Source organism: Mesorhizobium sp. M1348, from assembly GCF_040317925.1.
GTDB lineage: Bacteria > Pseudomonadota > Alphaproteobacteria > Rhizobiales > Rhizobiaceae > Mesorhizobium.
This window is the reverse complement of the sequence record NZ_JAMYLH010000042.1, coordinates 15,560-32,592: the sequence shown is the minus strand read 5'-3', so window position 1 is coordinate 32,592 and position 17,033 is coordinate 15,560. Positions and strand designations below refer to the sequence as shown.

The 17,033-nt window shown below is 60.6% G+C and carries 14 protein-coding genes and 2 pseudogenes; 12 read left to right on the top strand and 4 right to left on the bottom strand.

What is annotated here, in order from left to right:
• Positions 1-26 precede the first annotated feature (26 nt).
• Both NKH13_RS33035 and NKH13_RS33030 read left to right on the top strand, forming a co-directional pair.
• A pseudogene (locus NKH13_RS33035) lies at positions 27-359 on the top strand (aldehyde dehydrogenase family protein); the annotation flags it as partial.
• Between the two features lie 50 nt (positions 360-409).
• A complete protein-coding gene (locus NKH13_RS33030; protein WP_352917025.1) occupies positions 410-1,345 on the top strand; it encodes a LysR family transcriptional regulator in 936 nt (311 codons plus the stop codon).
• A gap of 12 nt (positions 1,346-1,357) precedes the next feature.
• Here NKH13_RS33030 and argE read toward each other — a convergent pair whose 3' ends face one another.
• Positions 1,358-2,524, bottom strand: a complete 1,167-nt coding sequence (gene argE / locus NKH13_RS33025) for an acetylornithine deacetylase (RefSeq protein WP_352917024.1) — start codon at positions 2,522-2,524, stop codon at positions 1,358-1,360.
• A gap of 279 nt (positions 2,525-2,803) precedes the next feature.
• Here argE and NKH13_RS33020 point away from each other — a divergent pair, with 279 nt between their 5' ends.
• Both NKH13_RS33020 and NKH13_RS33015 read left to right on the top strand, forming a co-directional pair.
• Complete coding sequence (locus tag NKH13_RS33020; RefSeq protein ID WP_352917022.1) at positions 2,804-4,873, top strand: oxidoreductase; 2,070 nt, start codon at positions 2,804-2,806, stop codon at positions 4,871-4,873.
• An 841-nt stretch (positions 4,874-5,714) separates the two neighbouring features.
• Positions 5,715-6,890: a Fic family protein gene (locus tag NKH13_RS33015; RefSeq protein WP_352917018.1), complete on the top strand. Its 1,176-nt coding sequence runs from the start codon at positions 5,715-5,717 to the stop codon at positions 6,888-6,890.
• Between the two features lie 326 nt (positions 6,891-7,216).
• Here the strand turns inward: NKH13_RS33015 and NKH13_RS33010 are convergent, their stop codons facing one another.
• On the bottom strand, positions 7,217-7,456 hold the full coding sequence (locus NKH13_RS33010) for a tyrosine-type recombinase/integrase (protein ID WP_352917016.1): 240 nt from the start codon (positions 7,454-7,456) through the stop codon (positions 7,217-7,219).
• 147 nt (positions 7,457-7,603) lie between these two features.
• On the opposite strand from NKH13_RS33010, the gene NKH13_RS33005 reads away from it, so the two are divergent.
• From NKH13_RS33005 to NKH13_RS32990, 4 genes and pseudogenes are all read left to right on the top strand, one after another.
• Positions 7,604-8,485 (top strand): metal-dependent phosphohydrolase, encoded by an 882-nt coding sequence (locus NKH13_RS33005; RefSeq protein WP_352917014.1) that lies wholly within the window; start codon positions 7,604-7,606, stop codon positions 8,483-8,485.
• Positions 8,486-9,047: 562 nt separating this feature from the next.
• Positions 9,048-10,115, top strand: coding sequence for a cyclic nucleotide-gated potassium channel (locus tag NKH13_RS33000; protein ID WP_352917012.1), 1,068 nt, complete (start codon positions 9,048-9,050; stop codon positions 10,113-10,115).
• A gap of 301 nt (positions 10,116-10,416) precedes the next feature.
• A pseudogene (locus NKH13_RS32995) lies at positions 10,417-10,719 on the top strand (YybH family protein); the annotation flags it as partial.
• Positions 10,720-11,168: 449 nt separating this feature from the next.
• A complete protein-coding gene (locus NKH13_RS32990; RefSeq protein WP_352917047.1) occupies positions 11,169-11,462 on the top strand; it encodes a phage integrase N-terminal SAM-like domain-containing protein in 294 nt (97 codons plus the stop codon).
• Here the strand turns inward: NKH13_RS32990 and NKH13_RS32985 are convergent.
• Both NKH13_RS32985 and NKH13_RS32980 read right to left on the bottom strand, forming a co-directional pair.
• The gene (locus NKH13_RS32985; protein ID WP_352917010.1) at positions 11,392-12,024 is read right to left on the bottom strand and encodes a plasmid partitioning protein RepB C-terminal domain-containing protein; all 633 of its coding nucleotides are present in this window, start codon (positions 12,022-12,024) and stop codon (positions 11,392-11,394) included. The two genes, NKH13_RS32990 and NKH13_RS32985, sit on opposite strands and share 71 nt — an antisense overlap.
• A 260-nt stretch (positions 12,025-12,284) precedes the next feature.
• The gene (locus NKH13_RS32980; RefSeq protein WP_292661417.1) at positions 12,285-13,184 is read right to left on the bottom strand and encodes a LysR family transcriptional regulator; all 900 of its coding nucleotides are present in this window, start codon (positions 13,182-13,184) and stop codon (positions 12,285-12,287) included.
• Between the two features lie 115 nt (positions 13,185-13,299).
• On the opposite strand from NKH13_RS32980, the gene NKH13_RS32975 reads away from it, so the two are divergent.
• From NKH13_RS32975 to NKH13_RS32960, 4 genes are read left to right on the top strand one after another with little or no spacing between them, the layout of a single operon-like run.
• A complete protein-coding gene (locus NKH13_RS32975; protein WP_352917008.1) occupies positions 13,300-14,382 on the top strand; it encodes a 4-oxalomesaconate tautomerase in 1,083 nt (360 codons plus the stop codon).
• 45 nt (positions 14,383-14,427) lie between these two features.
• A complete protein-coding gene (locus NKH13_RS32970) occupies positions 14,428-15,429 on the top strand; it encodes an ABC transporter substrate-binding protein (protein WP_352917006.1) in 1,002 nt (333 codons plus the stop codon).
• Between the two features lie 12 nt (positions 15,430-15,441).
• Positions 15,442-16,272: an ABC transporter ATP-binding protein gene (locus NKH13_RS32965; RefSeq protein ID WP_352917005.1), complete on the top strand. Its 831-nt coding sequence runs from the start codon at positions 15,442-15,444 to the stop codon at positions 16,270-16,272.
• Complete coding sequence (locus tag NKH13_RS32960; RefSeq protein WP_352917045.1) at positions 16,256-17,029, top strand: ABC transporter permease; 774 nt, start codon at positions 16,256-16,258, stop codon at positions 17,027-17,029. Before NKH13_RS32965 ends, NKH13_RS32960 begins: the two co-directional genes overlap by 17 nt.
• The last annotated feature ends 4 nt before the right edge of the window (positions 17,030-17,033 follow it).

Below are 17,033 nucleotides of genomic sequence, written 5' to 3'. Positions count from 1 at the left end.
CCTGGTTAAGCCGGTCCCAACTTGCCTGGGACGGCCATTCCCATGACGACCCAATTGCCAGGGATGAGATATTCGGACCGGTGCTTTCGGTCATTGCCTTCGATGATGAAGAGGAAGCTATCCGTATTGCCAATGACAGCCCGTACGGGCTGGCCGCATCGCTGTGGACCGACAGCCTTTCGCGCGTGCACCGCGTCGCCGGCCGGCTGCGCGCCGGCACGGTTTCCGTCAACACGGTCGATGCGCTGAGCCCGATGACGCCGTTCGGCGGTGTCAAGCAATCGGGCTTTGGCCGCGACCTGTCGCTGCATGCACTGGACAAGTACACCGCGCTGAAAACGACATGGATCAAATACTGAAGCCGCGGGGGCGCTTGATCGCGGCGCCCAAACCGGCAACATAGAAGCCCATGCCGCTACGCTTCACCCTGAGACAACTCGAATATTTCGTCGCCGTCGGCGAAGCCGGGTCCATTACCAAGGCGGCCGAGCAGGTCAATGTTTCGCCGCCTTCGATCTCGGCGTCGATCGCGCAGCTCGAGGCCGAATTCGGCGTCCAGCTTTTTGTGCGCAAGCATTCGCATGGCCTGTCGCTCACGGCTGGCGGTCGCGTTTTCCTGAAGGAGGCCGCCAGGCTGCTGGTCGACGCCGATGCCCTGCACGACATCGCCGGCGACATCGCCGAGAAGGTGCGTGGGCCGCTGGCGGTCGGATGCCTGCTGACCTTCGCGCAGATCGTCATGCCGACCCTGCGCATGAAGTTCGAGCGCGCCTATCCCGAGGTGCGGTTCCGACAATTCGAACGCAACCAGGGGCAGTTGCTCGAAATGTTGCAGCGAGGCGAAATCGACGCAGCACTCACCTACGATCTCGAACTGTCGCAGGACACGACGTTCGAACCGCTGATGCTGGTGCCGGCCTATGTCATGCTGCCGCAAGGGCACCGCTTCGCCGGCAAGGCTTCCATCACGACGGAAGAACTGGCCGACGAGCCGATGGTGCTGCTCGACCTACCCTATAGCCGCGAATATTTCCTTTCGGCCTTTCATTCGCGAGGAATCCGGCCGAACATTGCCGAGCGCACCGGCGACATCGCGGTAATGCGGTCGATGGTCGCGAACGGCTTCGGCTACGGCATCGCCAACATGCGGCCGCTCAACACGCTGGCGCCCGACGGCAAGCCGCTGGTCTTCGTGCCCCTGGAGGGGGATTTGCGGCCTCTGACCATGGGGGTCGCGTTGCCCAACGCCGAGCACCGCACCCAGACAGTGCAGGCATTCATCGATCATTGCCGCCGTTTCGTCGTCGAACAGGGCGTATTCGGCAGTGGTAGGGTCGTGGAATAGCCACGAACTTTATCAGGCAACCTGAAGCCGGTGATCGGCAAGCCGCCGCAGCAGATTGTCCAGCATGTCGTCGCAGCGGCGCATCTGTTCGACGCTGACGAATTCGTCCGGTCTGTGGCCTTGCGCCATCGATCCCGGCCCGCACACGATGGTCGGCGTGCCGAGGTCGCGGGTGAACAATCCGCCTTCGGTGCCGAAGGCAACCTTGATGGTGTGGTTGGCGCCGGTTAGCGACTTCACGAAGGCCACAGCCTGCGAATTCGTCGGCGTCTCCAGCCCCGGATAGGTGTTGGAGATGTCGATGTCGATGGCCGCCTCCGGCGCGATCGTTGAAGCGGCAGCGGCAATACGCTGCGCCTCCGCGCGCAGGCCCTCAAGGATATCGGCGGCATTGTCGGCCGCGACATTGCGGATCTCGATGTCGAGTTGGCAGAGGTTCGGTACGATGTTGAGCGCCACGCCGGCATTGATCTTGCCGACGTGGACGGTCGTGTAGGGAATGTCGTAGTCGCCGTCGTGCGCGCCGTCGCGCGCCAGCCGATCCTGTTCGCCGCGCAACGCGGAGACGAAGTCGCAGCCCAGATGAATGGCATTGAGCGCCAGCGGCGCCAGCGCCGAATGGCCTTCGCGTCCCCTGCAGATGGCGCGTGCCGCGAGCTTGCCTTTGTGGCCGGTCGCCACCTGCATGTTGGTCGGCTCGCCGACGATGCACAGCAATGGCCGGTGCGGCGCGGACCGCAGCATGTCGATCAGGCTGTGTACGCCGATGCAGCCGACCTCTTCGTCGTAGGAAAGCGCCAGATGCAAGGGCGTCTGCAGACCCATTTTCGCGGCCTTTAGACACGCGGCGAGCGCGCAGGCGACGAAACCCTTCATGTCGGCCGCGCCGCGGCCGTACAGCTTGCCGTCATGCGCGGTCATCTCGAAAGGCGGCAGCGTCCAGTCCTGCCCGTCGATGGGGACGACATCGGTATGGCCGGACAACATCACGCCAGGAGCGTCGGCCGGCCCGATGGTGGCGAAAAGGTTGGCCTTATGGCCATCCGCGCTGCGGATGATCTGGCAAGCAATGCCCTGTGCTGCCAGCAACTCCGTCACGTAACCGACGAGGTCGAGGTTCGAAACGCGGCTCACCGTCGGGAATGCGATCAGCTTTTCAAGGATCTGGATGCTATCCATGCGTCGTGTGTCTCATTGGCCGTGCGCGCTATCTAGCATCGTGTGGCAACGGCGTTGAAGTCGCATTTGGCTCAGCCGGGATTTGCCGGATGCTAATCCAGACGGCGGGGCTGATTAGGCGCGTCCTAATCGGCACAGAAGAAATCTGTAGTTTTCCGGCACGCGCCGCAACTTATGAGTAGGGTCACGGCATCTACCCACCGGGCAGACGAGCTTGCGCCAAGGTTTGAAACCATCACCGCGCATGCCGCGATGCGACGCTGGCAGGAAGGAAGCACCATGCGCGATCCACGCTACGACATTCTGTTCGAGCCGGTGAAGATCGGCCCGGTGACCGCCAAGAACCGCTTCTATCAGGTGCCGCATTGCAATGGCGGCGGCTACCGCGATCCTTCGGCCGCGGCCGAGATGCGCCGCATCAAGTCGGAAGGCGGCTGGGGCGTCATCTTCACCGAGCAGACCGAGATGCACCACACCTCGGAGATCACGCCCTTCATCGAGCTCAGGCTCTGGGACGATGCCGATATCCCGGCACTGGCGAAGATGGCCAAGGCCATGCACCAGCATGGCGCACTGGCCGGCATCCAGCTCGCCTATTCAGGCATCAACGGCCCCAACCTCTACACCAAGGAAGTACCGCGCGGGCCGTCGGCGTTGCCGATCCGGACCTTCACCAACGATCCGGTTCAAGCGCGCGCAATGGACAAACAGGATATCCGCGACCTGCGCCGCTGGCACCGCAATGCCTTCAAACGTGCCAAGCTGGCGGGCTTCGATCTGGTGTGCCTCTACGGCGCGCATGGCTTCGGCATCATCCAGCACTTCCTGTCCACCGCCACCAATCAGCGCAGTGACGAATATGGCGGCTCGCTGGAAAACCGCTCGCGGCTGATGCGCGAGCTGATCGAAGAGGGTCGCGACGCCATCGGCGACACCTGCGGCCTGACGCTGCGGCTGTCACTGGACGAGATGATCGGCGAGCTTGGCTTTGCCAATTCCGAAGTGCGCGACGTGATCGAGATGCATGCCGATCTGCCCGACCTGTGGGATCTGGCGCATGGCGCCTGGGAAGACTGCTCCGGGCCGTCGCGATTCAAGGAGGAGGGCGCACAGGAGAGCCTGGTGTCCGGCATCAAAAAACTGACCTCGAAGCCGGTCGTCGGGGTCGGTCGCTTCACCTCGCCGGATGTGATGGTGAAGATGATCAAGTCCGGTACGCTCGATTTCATCGGCTGCGCACGTCCATCGATTGCCGATCCATTCCTGCCGAAGAAGGTGGAGGAGGGGCGGATCGAGGACATTCGCGAATGCATCGGCTGCAACATCTGCATCACCGGCGACATGACCATGTCGATCTCGCGCTGCGCGCAGAACCCGACCTTCATGGAGGAATGGCGCAAGGGCTGGCATCCCGAACGCATGCAGGCCAAGGGCGACAGCGACAGCGTGCTGATCGTCGGCGCCGGGCCTGCCGGGCTGGAGGCGGCCCGCGCCCTCGGCCTCCGCGGCTATCAGGTGGCCATCGCTGAAGCCGGCACCGGGCTTGGTGGCCGCGTGGCGCGCGAGTGCCTCTTGCCCGGTCTCTCCGCATGGGGCCGAGTTCGCGACTATCGCCAGTATCAGATTAGCCAGATGTCCAATGTCGACGTCTATTTCGAAAGCCGATTGTCGGCCGAGGACATCCTCGCCTTCGGCTTTCAAAACATCGCCATCGCCACTGGCTCGACATGGCGCCGCGATGGCGTGGCGCGCGCGCATGTCGTGCCGATGCCGGTGGACCCAGCCATGCCGCTCTATACCCCGGACGACCTGATGGGCGGAAATGTTCCGACCGGCAAAGTCGTGTTGTTCGACGACGACCACTACTACATGGGTGGCGTTCTGGCAGAGCTTATGACGCGCCGGGGCGCGAGGGTGACGCTGGTGACGCCGTCGGCCTATGTGTCCGACTGGACCCGCAACACGCTGGAGCAGGGCGCCATCCATCGCCGGCTGGCCGAACTCGGCGTCGAGATCGTGCTGAGCCGGACCGTGACGCGCATCGTGGCGGGCGGTGTTGTCACGGCCTGCGCCTATACGGGCAGCCAACGTGACATCGCCGCGGACGCCGTGGTGCTGGTGACGTCGCGCCAACAGGACGATGGCGTCTGGCACGAGTTGAAGGCGCGGCGGGACGAATGGGCCGACAGCGGCATCCGCTCGATCAAGGTCATTGGCGATGCCGAGGCGCCGGGCCCGATCGCCTGGGCAACCTATGCCGGCCACCGCTTCGCCCGCGAGCTGGATGAAGCCGATATCGGCGATGCGCTGCCGTTCCGCCGTGAAGTGACGGCTCTGGCGGCGGGGTAGGCCGATGGCATGGCATGATAGGGCTATGACGTCGCCACAAACCGATAGCGTTTCGCGCTAGCGTGTCGAAATCTGATGTCGGGATCAATCGCAAGACAATACGGAACGATACGGGAAACTTTCTAATTTTGGCCCACGAAAAACGCAATAGAATCAACGTCCTTACCACGTCCTCCGGGCCCACCAAAGCTTTAAGTATTTGATTTTGTTGTATTTTCTGTTTTGTTTCGGTCCCGCGTTTCGGACTCGAACCCTCTTCGGGTCTTTCGAGAATTGGAAGTTCCACAACACGCGGGTGACAAGAGCTTTGCAATCGATACCCGCCTCAAGAGGCCTGAATGACCGAACGGGCCCTTCGACGCGCTTCGCGAACCGGAAAGGTGACTGAGCGGAATCCTCCCAGGCACCAGGAAGACGCGGGTCAACTCGAGGCGGTCAAAGGAGTGATCACGAAATAGGCTCTGAAGATTCTCTTACACAGACGCCCGCGCCTTTCGTCGCTCGGCGGCGCAACGACCGATCGATGTGACGCTTTCGGAATCGGAAGGGTATGACCCGAAGAAAACCGTGGCCGTCAATTGCATGAGCGTGCGTGCAGGCGTTCCTCATCGATCTGGCGCGGTTCGTGGAGACGCGCGGCTGGCTCGTTCGGCAGGATTCCGGCCAGACGGCGCGGCCTGCAGCGTCGGCGACAATTTTATTAAGGCACTAGCGCTAAGAACGATTTCTTGACTAACACTTGGCGCTAGTAAAGACTTCGTTCCCAGGGAGGTCAGCAAGGAACGCTCTTGTTCCTTGCTCGCCTCGATCCGAACGAAGCCGTTCCAATTGGCGTCACGAAATGCCGAAGCGAACCACGGGCCGATACGAGAGCGTAACCGCAGGCGGGGAGAAGATCGATGCGTTCATCCCGTTCGATCTGCCGCCTGCACGTCCGGCGCTCGTAATTGAAGGCAAGCTCGAACTTCGTCTGCGGGAAGCCGAGCAGGCGCTGGCCAGGCTCGATCTGGCAGGCGAGATGGTGCCATCCCTCGATTGGTTCATCTACGCCTTCGTGCGCAAGGAGGCTGTGATCTCATCGCAGATCGAGGGCACGCAGGCTTCGCTCGTGGACCTTCTCGCCTTCGAGGCCGCGGAGGAGCCGGCGCCCAATGCCGATGTGGAAGAGGTTACGAACTATCTCGACGCACTTGCCTATGCGCGCGGCCAGCTTGCCGCTGCGCGTGGCCTGCCGCTTTCCATGCGGCTTCTGAACGAGGCGCACAAGCGGCTGATGCGGGACGTGCGCGGTTCGAACAAGCAGCCCGGAGACGTGCGCCGCAGCCAAAACTGGATCGGGGGAAGCCGGCCAGGCAATGCGGCCTACGTTCCGCCGCCACCCGACAAGCTTCCCCAGCTTCTCAGCGAATTTGAGAAATACATCCACGTCGAGGATCCGCCACCGAAGCTGGTGCGGGCGGGTCTTCTCCACGTGCAGTTCGAGACCATTCATCCCTATCTCGACGGCAACGGGCGGATCGGGCGGCTCCTGATCGCGCTGCTCTTGGAGCACTGGGGCTTGCTGAAGGCGCCGCTCCTCTATCTCAGCCTGTTTTTCAAGCGCCACCGGGAAGAGTACTACCGGCGCCTCAATCTGGTCCGGCTGGAAGGGGACTGGGAGGGCTGGATCGACTTCTTTCTCGATGGGGTCGCCACGATTTCCGATGAAGCCGTCGCCTCGGCGCGGGAACTATTCAATCTCGTATCCGCGGACCGGGTGCGACTGCTCGGAGCCCAGTCCGCCTCCGTCTCGGCAGTGAGACTGTTCGAGCAATTGCCGCGTCATCCGATCGTGAGCGTTGCCTCGGTCATAAAGTTGATCGGCGCAAGCAAGCCGACCGCGACGCGTGCGATCGAGGCGCTGGCCGAAGCCGATATTCTCGTGGAAACCACGGGGAAGAAGCGCGACCGCAGCTTCGCCTATCGCGCCTATCTGAAGTGCCTGCGAACCGGAACGGAATTGGACAGCGGCGACTGATCGCTACCAACCGCGAGATCATGCAGAGCCGACATCCTAGGACCAGCATGTCCCAACTTGTGCAGCGTCCTTTGCGTGGGAGCAGAACCAAACGGAACGATACGGGAAGAGTTCCTATTTTGGCCCACGAAAAAGACAATGAAATCAGATATTTGAAAACGTCCTCCGGGCCCACCAAAGTATTGGATTTTATTGCGAAAAAGTGGCCTCGGCCCAAAATGTTTTGGGCAAATTATGGGCCCAACAAAAAAAAGCGGCCGATAAGCCGCCCTGCACCGGTCCGATTGAAACCATTCATTTGATGACGCATAGCGGTGTCCGCTGCTTTATAGCGTCGCGTTTCGCCTCCCGCTTGTTGATGGCGGGGCGATGTCGACGGCCATCCGCTTCTTGTTGGCCTTCCGTACGTACGCGTCCGTCACCGTCATCGAGGAATGTCCCATCGCTTCCATAATGGCGCGTGCCTGGATGTTGCATTCGGCGAGATACGTGCCGAAGGTGCGGCGCAGACGGTGCAAGGTGTAGCCGTCCGGAATGCCGGCCTGCTTGTTCCAATGTGCCATCATGCCGGTGATGGCGACCGCAGCAGCATTCGGTAGTCGCCGCTGCCTTGGGGGCCTTGGTCCTAAGATAAGATCTACGCCGGAACCGTGCTAGGATGGCCGCCACGCGGCGCGACTTGTCGTGCTTCAAAGCGCTCAGGAACGATTGTAATGCTCAATCCAATCTCCATAATGGCCGACCGGCTCGGCGATTATCTGTCAGAACTCTATCTCCAGTATTTCTCGCATCGCAATCCGGAATATGCGAGTTACATAGGCGGGGCGGCCCGCCTTGTCCTGGAGCGCATCGGCAATTCGAACGCGCTCTATCACAACATCGAGCATACACTGATGGTTACGCTCGCTGGCCAGCAGATCATCCGCGGCCGGCTGCTTTCGGAATCCCTGACTCCCGATGACTGGCTGCATTATACCTGCGCGCTGCTTGTCCACGACATTGGCATGGTGCACGGCGTATGCCAGGGCGACACCGAGGACAGCTTCGTCATTAACGACGCCGGCGACCGCCATACGCCACCGCGGGGCGCCTCCGACGCGGTTCTTGCGCCCTATCATATCGAGCGCGCCAAGATCTATGCGCGCCAGCGTTTTGCTTCCTCGAAGTTCATCAACGAGGAGCGCATTGTCGAGGCGATCGAGATGACGCGCTTTCCGGTGCCGAACGATCCGGCCTACCAGGTCACCAACACCGAGCCGGCGCTGGTCAGGGCCGCGGACCTGATCGGCCAACTCGCTGATCCCTTCTACCACCGCAAGCTGCCGGCGCTGTTTGCCGAGTTCTCTGAGATCGGAATGGTGGAAAAGCTCGGCTGCAAGACCGCCGCCGATCTCGGCGCCATCTTCACCGATTTCTTCACGCTGCAGGTAGAGCCCTATATCGGCGACGCGATCCGCTATCTGGAGCTGACGACCGAAGGCAAGCAGTGGATCGCCAACCTCCACAGCAACCTCTTCCAGTCCGGGCATCGCCCAGCCAGGATCGGGCCGTTCCCCGGCGTGTTGCAGCCGACCTCGGCGAGCCTTTCGGTGTAACTTAAGAGCCCGGGATTGTTTCCTTTTCCACCTGTGCCAAGCCGGCATCCGGCGGCTGTCGACGAAGATGAACGCCGGGTCGAGCTGCCTTGCCACGATCGCGAGAAGGCGAAATGCTCAACATGCCGCATTTGGGGTTCTCGACGGCATTGAGGCTTGCCCGGACCGGAATCCGGACGAAACCCTGATGGCGAACCGGTTGAGATTGGCCGATGAGGTTCGGCTGGCCTGTTAGCTCAGGCCGGAAGGCGAGCTTGGCGCCCGACGCCTGGTACTAGACGAACCGACATGATGATCACCAGCCAGCTTGGCGCTTCTGCCGCGTCGCGTTGCGGCGTCCGATATGTCAGTTTTTCCGTCGCGATCCCATGTCGTCTTTTCTCCGAAGCTGACCTTCGCGGAACCTATTGCAATTGTCCGAATCGGGTTGTGGCGTGTCAGTTCACTTTCCCGGACATCTGAGTTCACCGTTGGTGATGCACATCGCAGCGACAGTAAGCACCTTTGCGCTTGCCTTGAAGGCATCCTATTCTGGAGGGTAGTAGCCGCTCGTGGGCATAGAATGTCGGTACTGCGTTTCTTAAGAATTTACGCGCCGCTCAACGCGCTGCTGGCTGCGACTGGGCTTGTGGCGGTGGCTACGCTCACGACACCGGATATGTCCGGACGAAGCAGACTGGCTCTGGCTGCCGTGCTCGCGGTCATTTGGGGCGTCTATCTCCTGGAACTGGCCGAGACGCTGCTCAAGCGCCGGGCGGGAGACGTTCGGGACAGGACGGCGGCAATCGCCATTGATGTGCTCGCGGTTTTGGTTCCACTAGCCGCATTTCTGCTCGTCGGCACGCCCGACCGGAGCCTCTACTGTGCTGTCTGGCTGCTGAAACCGCTGCGCGACTCGACTTTCTTCCCGCTGCTGGGCAGGATCCTGACCAACGAAGCGCGCAACCTGATCGGCGTCACCACGGTCTTCGGCATCGTTCTATTCGGTGTTTCGCTCGCGGCCTATGTCATCGAGCGCGACGTCCAACCGGAAAAGTTCGGCAGCATCCCCCAGGCAATGTGGTGGGCGGTGGTCACGCTGTCCACTACCGGCTATGGCGACGCTATTCCGCAAAGCTTCGCCGGCCGCGTCCTTGCCGGGGCGGTCATGATGAGTGGCATCGGCATCTTCGCGCTCTGGGCTGGCATTCTTGCCACCGGCTTTTACCAAGAAGTCCGTCGCGAGGATTTCGTCCGTAATTGGCAATTGGTCGCCGCCGTGCCGTTGTTTCAGAAGCTCGGCCCGGCCACACTAGTCGAGATCGTGCGCGCATTACGACCTCGCATCGTGCCGGCGGGCGCTGTGATCTGCCGCAATGGCGAGACCGGTGATCAGATGTTCTTCGTCGTGGAGGGGCGCGTCAGCGTCGCGACGCCGAACCCGGTGGAGCTTGGCCCTGGCGCCTTCTTCGGCGAGATGGCGCTGATCAGCGGCGAGCCGCGCTCGGCGACCGTCAGCGCCATAACAGTGGTCTCACTCCTGTCGCTGCACTCGGCGGATTTCCAGATGCTGTGCAGCAGCAGCCCGGAGATCGCGGAAATCATCCGTAAGACCGCGCTCGAGCGGCGCGGCGCGGCACCTAAGGGTTGACCGTACTAGGTGTTCGTCAGGAGGAGGATGCGACGGCAAGGCTGCCAATTGCCTGCCGATGGTGGCTGGCTGGAACTACATGGTGCGGCTCTATCGGCCACGCGCGGAGGTTCTGGACGGCACGTGGAAGTTCGGTCATTCAGAGGGCCGCAACTGTGCTTGCGCTATCATATCAGAAAAACCTAATGTAAGCCGCGTCTGGCCATTGAGCGCGCCCGCGGCGCACTTGGATTGGCCGCTATCCATCGGGTGGGCATGTGGAGCACGCAAAGGGAGGACAAAATGAGACTGGCTAAGTCATTTGCATTTGCTGCTTCTTTGCTCTGCATTGTCTGCGGCCGCCCAGTCGGCTCGCGAGGACATCGAAGCGGCGTTGACAAAATTCATGGATGCCTTCAACAGCGGAAACGCGGCAGCGGTGGGTCAGATGTATACCGACGATGCCGCCCTGCTGCCGCCCGACGGCAAGCGCATCGATGGCCGCAAGCGCGTGGAAGAATTCTGGCAGGGCGCAATCAAGGCCGGGATGAAGAATCTCACCCTAAAGGCGCTGGAAGTGGAAGGGAGCGGGAATCTCGCCTACGAAGTTGGCGCATTTACGCTCGGTGTGCCGAGCAAAGCGGCGACCCCTCCACCGTCGCAGGCAAGTACATTGTCATCTGGAAAAAAGGCGACGATGGGACATGGCGTCTGCATCGGGACATCTGGAACTTGGGTGCGGCCCGATAGGGATGCCGTGACCCCTGAGACCGGGGAGGGCGAAGTGTCCGACGAACCAATTACCGTTCTGATGGTCAATGAGTATCCTCACTACATTGATGCACAAGTATGGGCTGCTGAGCTAAAAAGCCGTGTGCCGCAGCTGGAGTTCAGGCTCTGGCCAGACGCCGGGGACAAAAGTGACATAGATGTTGTGCTGATCGACAAGGGCGCCAGTCCTGGCTTTTTTGACGCCATGACGGGGCTAAGCGCCGTCGTCTATTTGGGGGCCGGTGTCGAGGGTATTGATCTTCAGAGCATTCCCAAGAGTGTTCCGCTCATCAGGCTCGCAACCTGGGACCGCATACGCAGCAGGATCACGTTCGTCATGTCCGGCGCTTTGCCGCGTTCCTTGGCCGCGCTCCCGACACCGCGGCGCCCGACGACATCCGGCGCTTCCAGCTGTATCAGCACGAGAACGGCGTGGGCCCTGCGACGATCAACGGCGCGGTGTCGGCGCTGCGGTTCCTGTTCACCGTGACGCTGAAGCGGCGCGATCTGGCACGCGCGCCGGTGGTCACCCGATATCCGCGCAAGCCGTGGCCACCACTAGATCCAGATGGTCAGATCCGTCGCTCTCCTCAATAAGCCGGTATTCCTTATCGACGTTGGCTGACTCGTTCTCCATCAATGCGATTTGCGCGTCGCTAAGACCGGATAGCTTTTTCGGCTGCGACGTATCGGCAAGCTGCGACTGCGGCGTCGCGCCAACCCGGGATTTTGCGTAGTTGATCGAGAACTTGTTCATCGCGATCATCAATTGCGCCGCCTCGATCTGACGAACCGGGGCCAACTTCCGTAGTTCAATGAAACTATTCGTTGGCACGAAACGGTCATTGAGCATTTCGGCCACTTCCGGGCAGATTCCTTTCAGTGAGAGTCGAATCGGCATTCCGCAATTTCCAGGACAGAAATCTGGCGGTGTTCTGGCCCACGGCCAAGTGGTGCCGTGCGCGTCTGTTGGCAACACCTTAACCCGCTCCGCCAAGTATTTTTGTGTAACGTCGTTCGCGCTGCCAATCAGGCCAGCAAAGTATCCGACCGGCTCTCGGTCATCCGCCAGCGGCCATCGAAGCGCCTCTTGACTGCGCAGGCTGGACGTCAGGAAGCGGACGTTGCCGGTGTTGGATTCGGTCGAGCACGCGGACACAATTCCGTCCGAATGTCGCCATGCAGGAGCGCGCCTCAGGGGACGCTCACATCCCGCCAGCTACGAAGCACACATCGGCTGCAGATAATGGGTGTCAGCAGAACGTCCGCTTCAGCCAAATGCTTCCCGATAGCGTCGGTTCATTCTCAATCGCCACACTTTCAGATTGGTCCAAGAAGGGCGGCTCTCGGCGCAGCCTGCGACTTCCGAGATCTGCGCTCCCGGCGGCTATGGTGCAACCGTGAACTTCCTAAGGCATTTCAATCAGTTCCCCATACGTCGATCAGCATCTTGAGAAATCGCTCTGCCGCCGGCGACAAGGTGCCGCCGCGACGGCGAACCACGCCGATAGTGCGTGATATCTCGGGATTGCGGATGGGGCGGGTAATCAGAAAAGGATGGTCTTCTTGCGGGGTTGCCATTCGTGGCAGCACCGAAATCCCGAGGCCTGCCTCCACCAGCCCGAGGGAGGTGGACAGATGCGTTACCTCGTAGAACCAGCGAAGCTTGATGTTCGATTTGGCCAGTGCCGCGTCGAGCAGCGTTCTGTTGCCACTTGATCGATGAACCGTGATCAGATGATAGGGCTCCAACTCCGCCCACTCCACCCATGGTTTTGCTGCAAGCAGGTGATCCTTGCGCGCTGCAAGCACGAATGGGTCTTCCGCGAGCCGCTCGAAGGTCAGGTCCGGATCGGACGTGCCCATGATGTTTATGCCGAACTCCACCTCCCCGCGTGCCACGGCCTGAAGACCGTCGGTCGCCGGCAAGTCCAGGATGCGAAAGCGGATGTTCGGGTACTCCTCATTGAACTGTCGGATGACGGTGGGCAGGAAGTAGAATGCCGCGGTAGGGAGGCATGCGATCGTCACCAATCCGCCTCGATTGGGTCCAACGTCACGGACAGCAAACAGAGAGCCATCGAACTCCTCCAGCATGCGTCGGACGAGCGGCACGAGCTCTGTACCCAGAGCAGTCGCGGATACACGCCTGGTCGTCCGCTCCAGGAGGGGCGACCCGATAACCTGTTCCAGCTTTTGAATGCGTCGACTCAACGCAGGCTGTGACAGATGCAAGGCGTCGGCCGCGCCATGGAAGCTCTCCAACTCTACGACGCTCAGGAAGGCGCGAAGATCAAGGATTTCGCAATTAATGCTCATCTTGCATCAATCCCCCGATTCTTAGCATTTCACAAATAAAAGCCTTCTTCCGATAATTGGATCAAAGAGCGCTGATTGATACGGCGGTGACATAATTCTGATGGAAGCACAAGCGATGAACGACCTGTTCGCGATCCCTTGCGTCCTGATGAGAGGCGGCACCTCGAAGGGTCCGTTCTTCCTGGCAAGCGATCTTCCCGCGGCTGCCGCGCAGCGTGACGAGATCCTACTGTCCGTCATGGGCTCGGGCCATCCGTTACAGATAGACGGCATCGGTGGCGGCAACCCGGTCACGAGCAAGGTGGCTATCGTCGGACCTGCCAGCATTCCTGGCGCCGACGTGGACTATCTCTTTGCCCAGGTGCGGGTCGATCAACAGATTGTCGACACTTCGCCGAACTGCGGCAATATGCTGGCTGCGGTCGGTCCGTTTGCCATCGAAGCTGGACTTGTCCCGGTTCGTGGAGAAACGACGCTCGTCCGAATCCACAACGTCAACACCAGCAAGCTGATCGAGGCCGAAGTTCCCACTCCAAACGGCAGCGTCTCCTATCTCGGTGAAGCTGCGATTGACGGCGTGCCCGGCCGTGCGGCGCCAATCGCACTGACCTTCATGGACGCAGCGGGGGCCCGTACGGGACAGCTGTTTCCCACAGGCAGACCAGTCGACTTGATCGATGGTGTGGCTGTCACCTGCATCGACTGCGCCATGCCGATGATATTGATCGAGGCAAACTCGATCGGCGCAAGCGGCTTCGAGTCAGCGGCTGAACTGAATGCCGATAGGGAATTGCTAGCGCGGCTGGAAAAGCTGCGCATCGCCGCCGGCGAACTGATGGGCCTTGGAGACGTTTGCAATCAGGTAACGCCGAAGCCGGTGCTCATTTCCCGGCCAACGTCGGGAGGCGATATCAGCGTACGGTATTTTATGCCTCATCAATGTCATCCGTCGCTGGCAACCACGGGCGCCGTAGGGATCGCCACTGCCTGTATCAGCCAGGGCACGGTTGCGTCGCTCCTGATCGGCGTGCGTGCGCCCCCAGTCGTGCTTTCCATAGAGCATCCAAGCGGCCACCTGGACGTCAAGCTGTATGAAAGGGACGGCAAAGTCGTCGCCGGAATCCTTCGCACCGCCCGCCGGCTGTTCGAAGGACATGTATTCGCAAAACCTGTCACGCAACTGGGTTGCGCGGCATAATAACCGTGGCCGCCGGGAGGGCGCCACAAACAGGAGGAGAATATTATGGGCAAGCTCATGCTCGCCCTCGCGGCAACCGTCGCGTTTGTCGGCTCCGCGTTCGCGGAACCGGTCCGCATCAGCGTCGGCTCTTACAATCTCAACAATCTTCCATTTCCGGTCGCCCAGGGGCTCGGCCTTTATGAAAAGGAAGGCCTGGAGGTGACCGTCGAAAACTTCGCATCGGGCGGGTCAAAGACACTTCAGGCGCTTGTTGCCGGCTCGACTGATATCGCCGTCGGCTTCTACGACCATACGATCCAGATGCAGGCGCAGAAGAAGGCCGTCGTGGCCTTCGTGCTACTCGCTCGCAATTCCGGTCTCGTGCTGGCAGGCGGCAGCAAGAGCACGTTCGACCCGGCAAAGCCTGAAACGATCAAAGGTGCGAAAATCGGTATTACTTCGCCGGGCTCGTCTTCCGACTTTTTCGTTCGTTACTATTTGCAACGCCACGGACTGACCGCGGACGACATTTCGCTGATCGGCGTCGGCTCCGGCTCCGCCGCCGTTGCGGCGATCGAACAAGGAAAGGTCGACCTGCTCGTCAACTACGATCCGGCGGCGACCTTCATCGAAGCCAAGGGTGTCGGCAAGATCCTGATCGACGCGCGCAGCGACGAGGGCGCCAAAGCGATCTACGGTGGGATCTACCCGACCTCGGTCCTATATGCCACGCAGAGCTTTATCGAGGCCAATCCGGAAACCATCCAGAAAGTCACCAATGCGACTGTCAAAGCGCTTGCGTGGATGGATAGCCACTCCGCTGAAGAGATCGTCGAAAAGCTGCCGAAGGAGTTTATTTCCGGCGATCGTGACACCTACGTCAAGTTGGTCGAGAACGCGAAAGCGATCTTCTCAAAGGACGGGCGCATCAACGAGGAAGACATCAAGACGCCGCTCGCCGTCCTGAAGAGCTTCAACGAAAAAGTCGCCGCGGCTGAAATCGATCTTGCGAAAACCTACACGAACGAGTTCGTCGGCAAGGTCCCGAACGTCCCCGCCAACTGACAGGAGGAGGTCATGGCATTGGCCATAGTAAAAACCGCCCCCCCGGCGAACAACCGTCATCAAGCAAAGTCGATGGTTTCCCTCGACGCGGTCACCATGGCCTTCGGTGCCTATGTGGCGGTGCAAGATGTAAATCTGAAGGTCTCCGATGGCGAGTTCCTCGCCATCGTTGGCCCAACCGGCTGCGGCAAGAGCACGATACTCAATGCGGTTGCCGGCCTGCTGAAACCAGCGAGTGGCACCGTATCAATCGATGGTCAGCCGGTGCGCGGGATCCAGAACGACATCGGCTATCTCTTCCAGCAGGATGCATTGCTTCCGTGGAAGACCGCGATCGAGAACGTGGAACTCGGCCCCATGTTCAAGGGTGTCGGCGCTGCCGATCGTCGTGGGCAGTCGATGAGATGGCTGGCGAAAGTCGGGCTCAAGGGCTTCGAGCATCGCTATCCGCATCAGCTTTCAGGCGGTCAACGCAAGCGGGTGCAGATGGCACAGGTGCTGATTACTGGTCCCAAGGTTATCCTGATGGACGAGCCTTTCTCGGCGCTGGATATTCATACCCGCCACCTGATGCAGAATGAGCTTTTGCGGCTTTGGCAGGAGGAGCGGCGCGCCGTTGTGATGATCACACACGACCTGGAAGAGGCAATTGCTCTCGGTGATCGGGTCGTGGTGCTTGCCGCCGGACCATGCTCGCACGTGATCGACAGCTTCCCCGTCGACCTTGAACGCCCACGCGACGTCGCCGAAATCAAGCTCGATCCACGCTTCATGGATCTTTATCGCAGTATATGGTCGTCCCTGCGCGGCGAAGTGGAGAAAAGCTATGAACGCCACGACTGAACGCTCTATCCAGGCCGCGCTTTTGGTGGCAATTGTCGGCGGCTGGCAGCTCGGTGTTATGGCAGGGGTGATCGACGTCTTCTTTTTTCCGGCGCCGGTGGACATCTTCAAACAGATTGTATCCTGGGTGATAGACGCCAGCTTTTATAGACATGTAGCGATCACCCTGACGGAAACCGTGCTCGGCTATTTGGTCGGAACGGCACTTGGCGTGGCGGCAGGCGTATGGCTCGGTCTCAGCCGTTCGGCCGCGCGCATTCTGGATCCTTTCATCAAGGGCCTGAATGCAATTCCCCGTGTCGTGCTTGCGCCTATCTTCGTACTTTGGCTCGGCCTCGGTCTCTGGTCCAAGGTGGCGCTCGCGGTCACGCTTGTGTTCTTCGTCACCTTCTTTAACGCCATGCAGGGCGTCCGTGAAGTGAACCCGGTGGTGCTATCGAACGCCCGCATTCTGGGAGCCAAGCGGTCCGACTTGCTTCGCCACGTCTACTTCCCCGCGGCGGCAAGCTGGATTCTGTCGTCGTTGCGCACATCGGTCGGCTTTGCCGTCGTCGGGGCGATTATCGGCGAATATCTTGGCGCTTCGGCCGGGCTAGGCTATCTGATCGCTCAGGCGGAAGGCAATTTTGATGCGGTCGGCGTCTTCGCAGGCATCCTGATCCTGGCGATCTTCGTGCTGATTATCGACAGCATCCTGGACGTCGCTGAGAAGCATCTCATCAAGTGGCGACCGAGTGCTACCGAACGGCCTGCATAACGAT

Excerpts from the sequence above, each read along its gene's own strand:
- argE (WP_352917024.1), bottom strand. The coding sequence starts at position 2,524 with ATGGATAGCATCCAGATCCTTGAAAAGCTGATCGCATTCCCGACGGTG.
- NKH13_RS33020 (WP_352917022.1), top strand. The coding sequence starts at position 2,804 with ATGCGCGATCCACGCTACGACATTCTGTTCGAGCCGGTGAAGATCGGC.
- NKH13_RS33010 (WP_352917016.1), bottom strand. The coding sequence starts at position 7,456 with ATGATGGCACATTGGAACAAGCAGGCCGGCATTCCGGACGGCTACACC.
- NKH13_RS33000 (WP_352917012.1), top strand. The coding sequence starts at position 9,048 with ATGTCGGTACTGCGTTTCTTAAGAATTTACGCGCCGCTCAACGCGCTG.
- NKH13_RS33030 (WP_352917025.1), top strand. The coding sequence starts at position 410 with ATGCCGCTACGCTTCACCCTGAGACAACTCGAATATTTCGTCGCCGTC.
- NKH13_RS32960 (WP_352917045.1), top strand. The coding sequence starts at position 16,256 with ATGAACGCCACGACTGAACGCTCTATCCAGGCCGCGCTTTTGGTGGCA.
- NKH13_RS33005 (WP_352917014.1), top strand. The coding sequence starts at position 7,604 with ATGCTCAATCCAATCTCCATAATGGCCGACCGGCTCGGCGATTATCTG.
- NKH13_RS32980 (WP_292661417.1), bottom strand. The coding sequence starts at position 13,184 with ATGAGCATTAATTGCGAAATCCTTGATCTTCGCGCCTTCCTGAGCGTC.
- NKH13_RS32975 (WP_352917008.1), top strand. The coding sequence starts at position 13,300 with ATGAACGACCTGTTCGCGATCCCTTGCGTCCTGATGAGAGGCGGCACC.
- NKH13_RS32970 (WP_352917006.1), top strand. The coding sequence starts at position 14,428 with ATGGGCAAGCTCATGCTCGCCCTCGCGGCAACCGTCGCGTTTGTCGGC.
- NKH13_RS33015 (WP_352917018.1), top strand. The coding sequence starts at position 5,715 with ATGCCGAAGCGAACCACGGGCCGATACGAGAGCGTAACCGCAGGCGGG.
- NKH13_RS32965 (WP_352917005.1), top strand. The coding sequence starts at position 15,442 with ATGGCATTGGCCATAGTAAAAACCGCCCCCCCGGCGAACAACCGTCAT.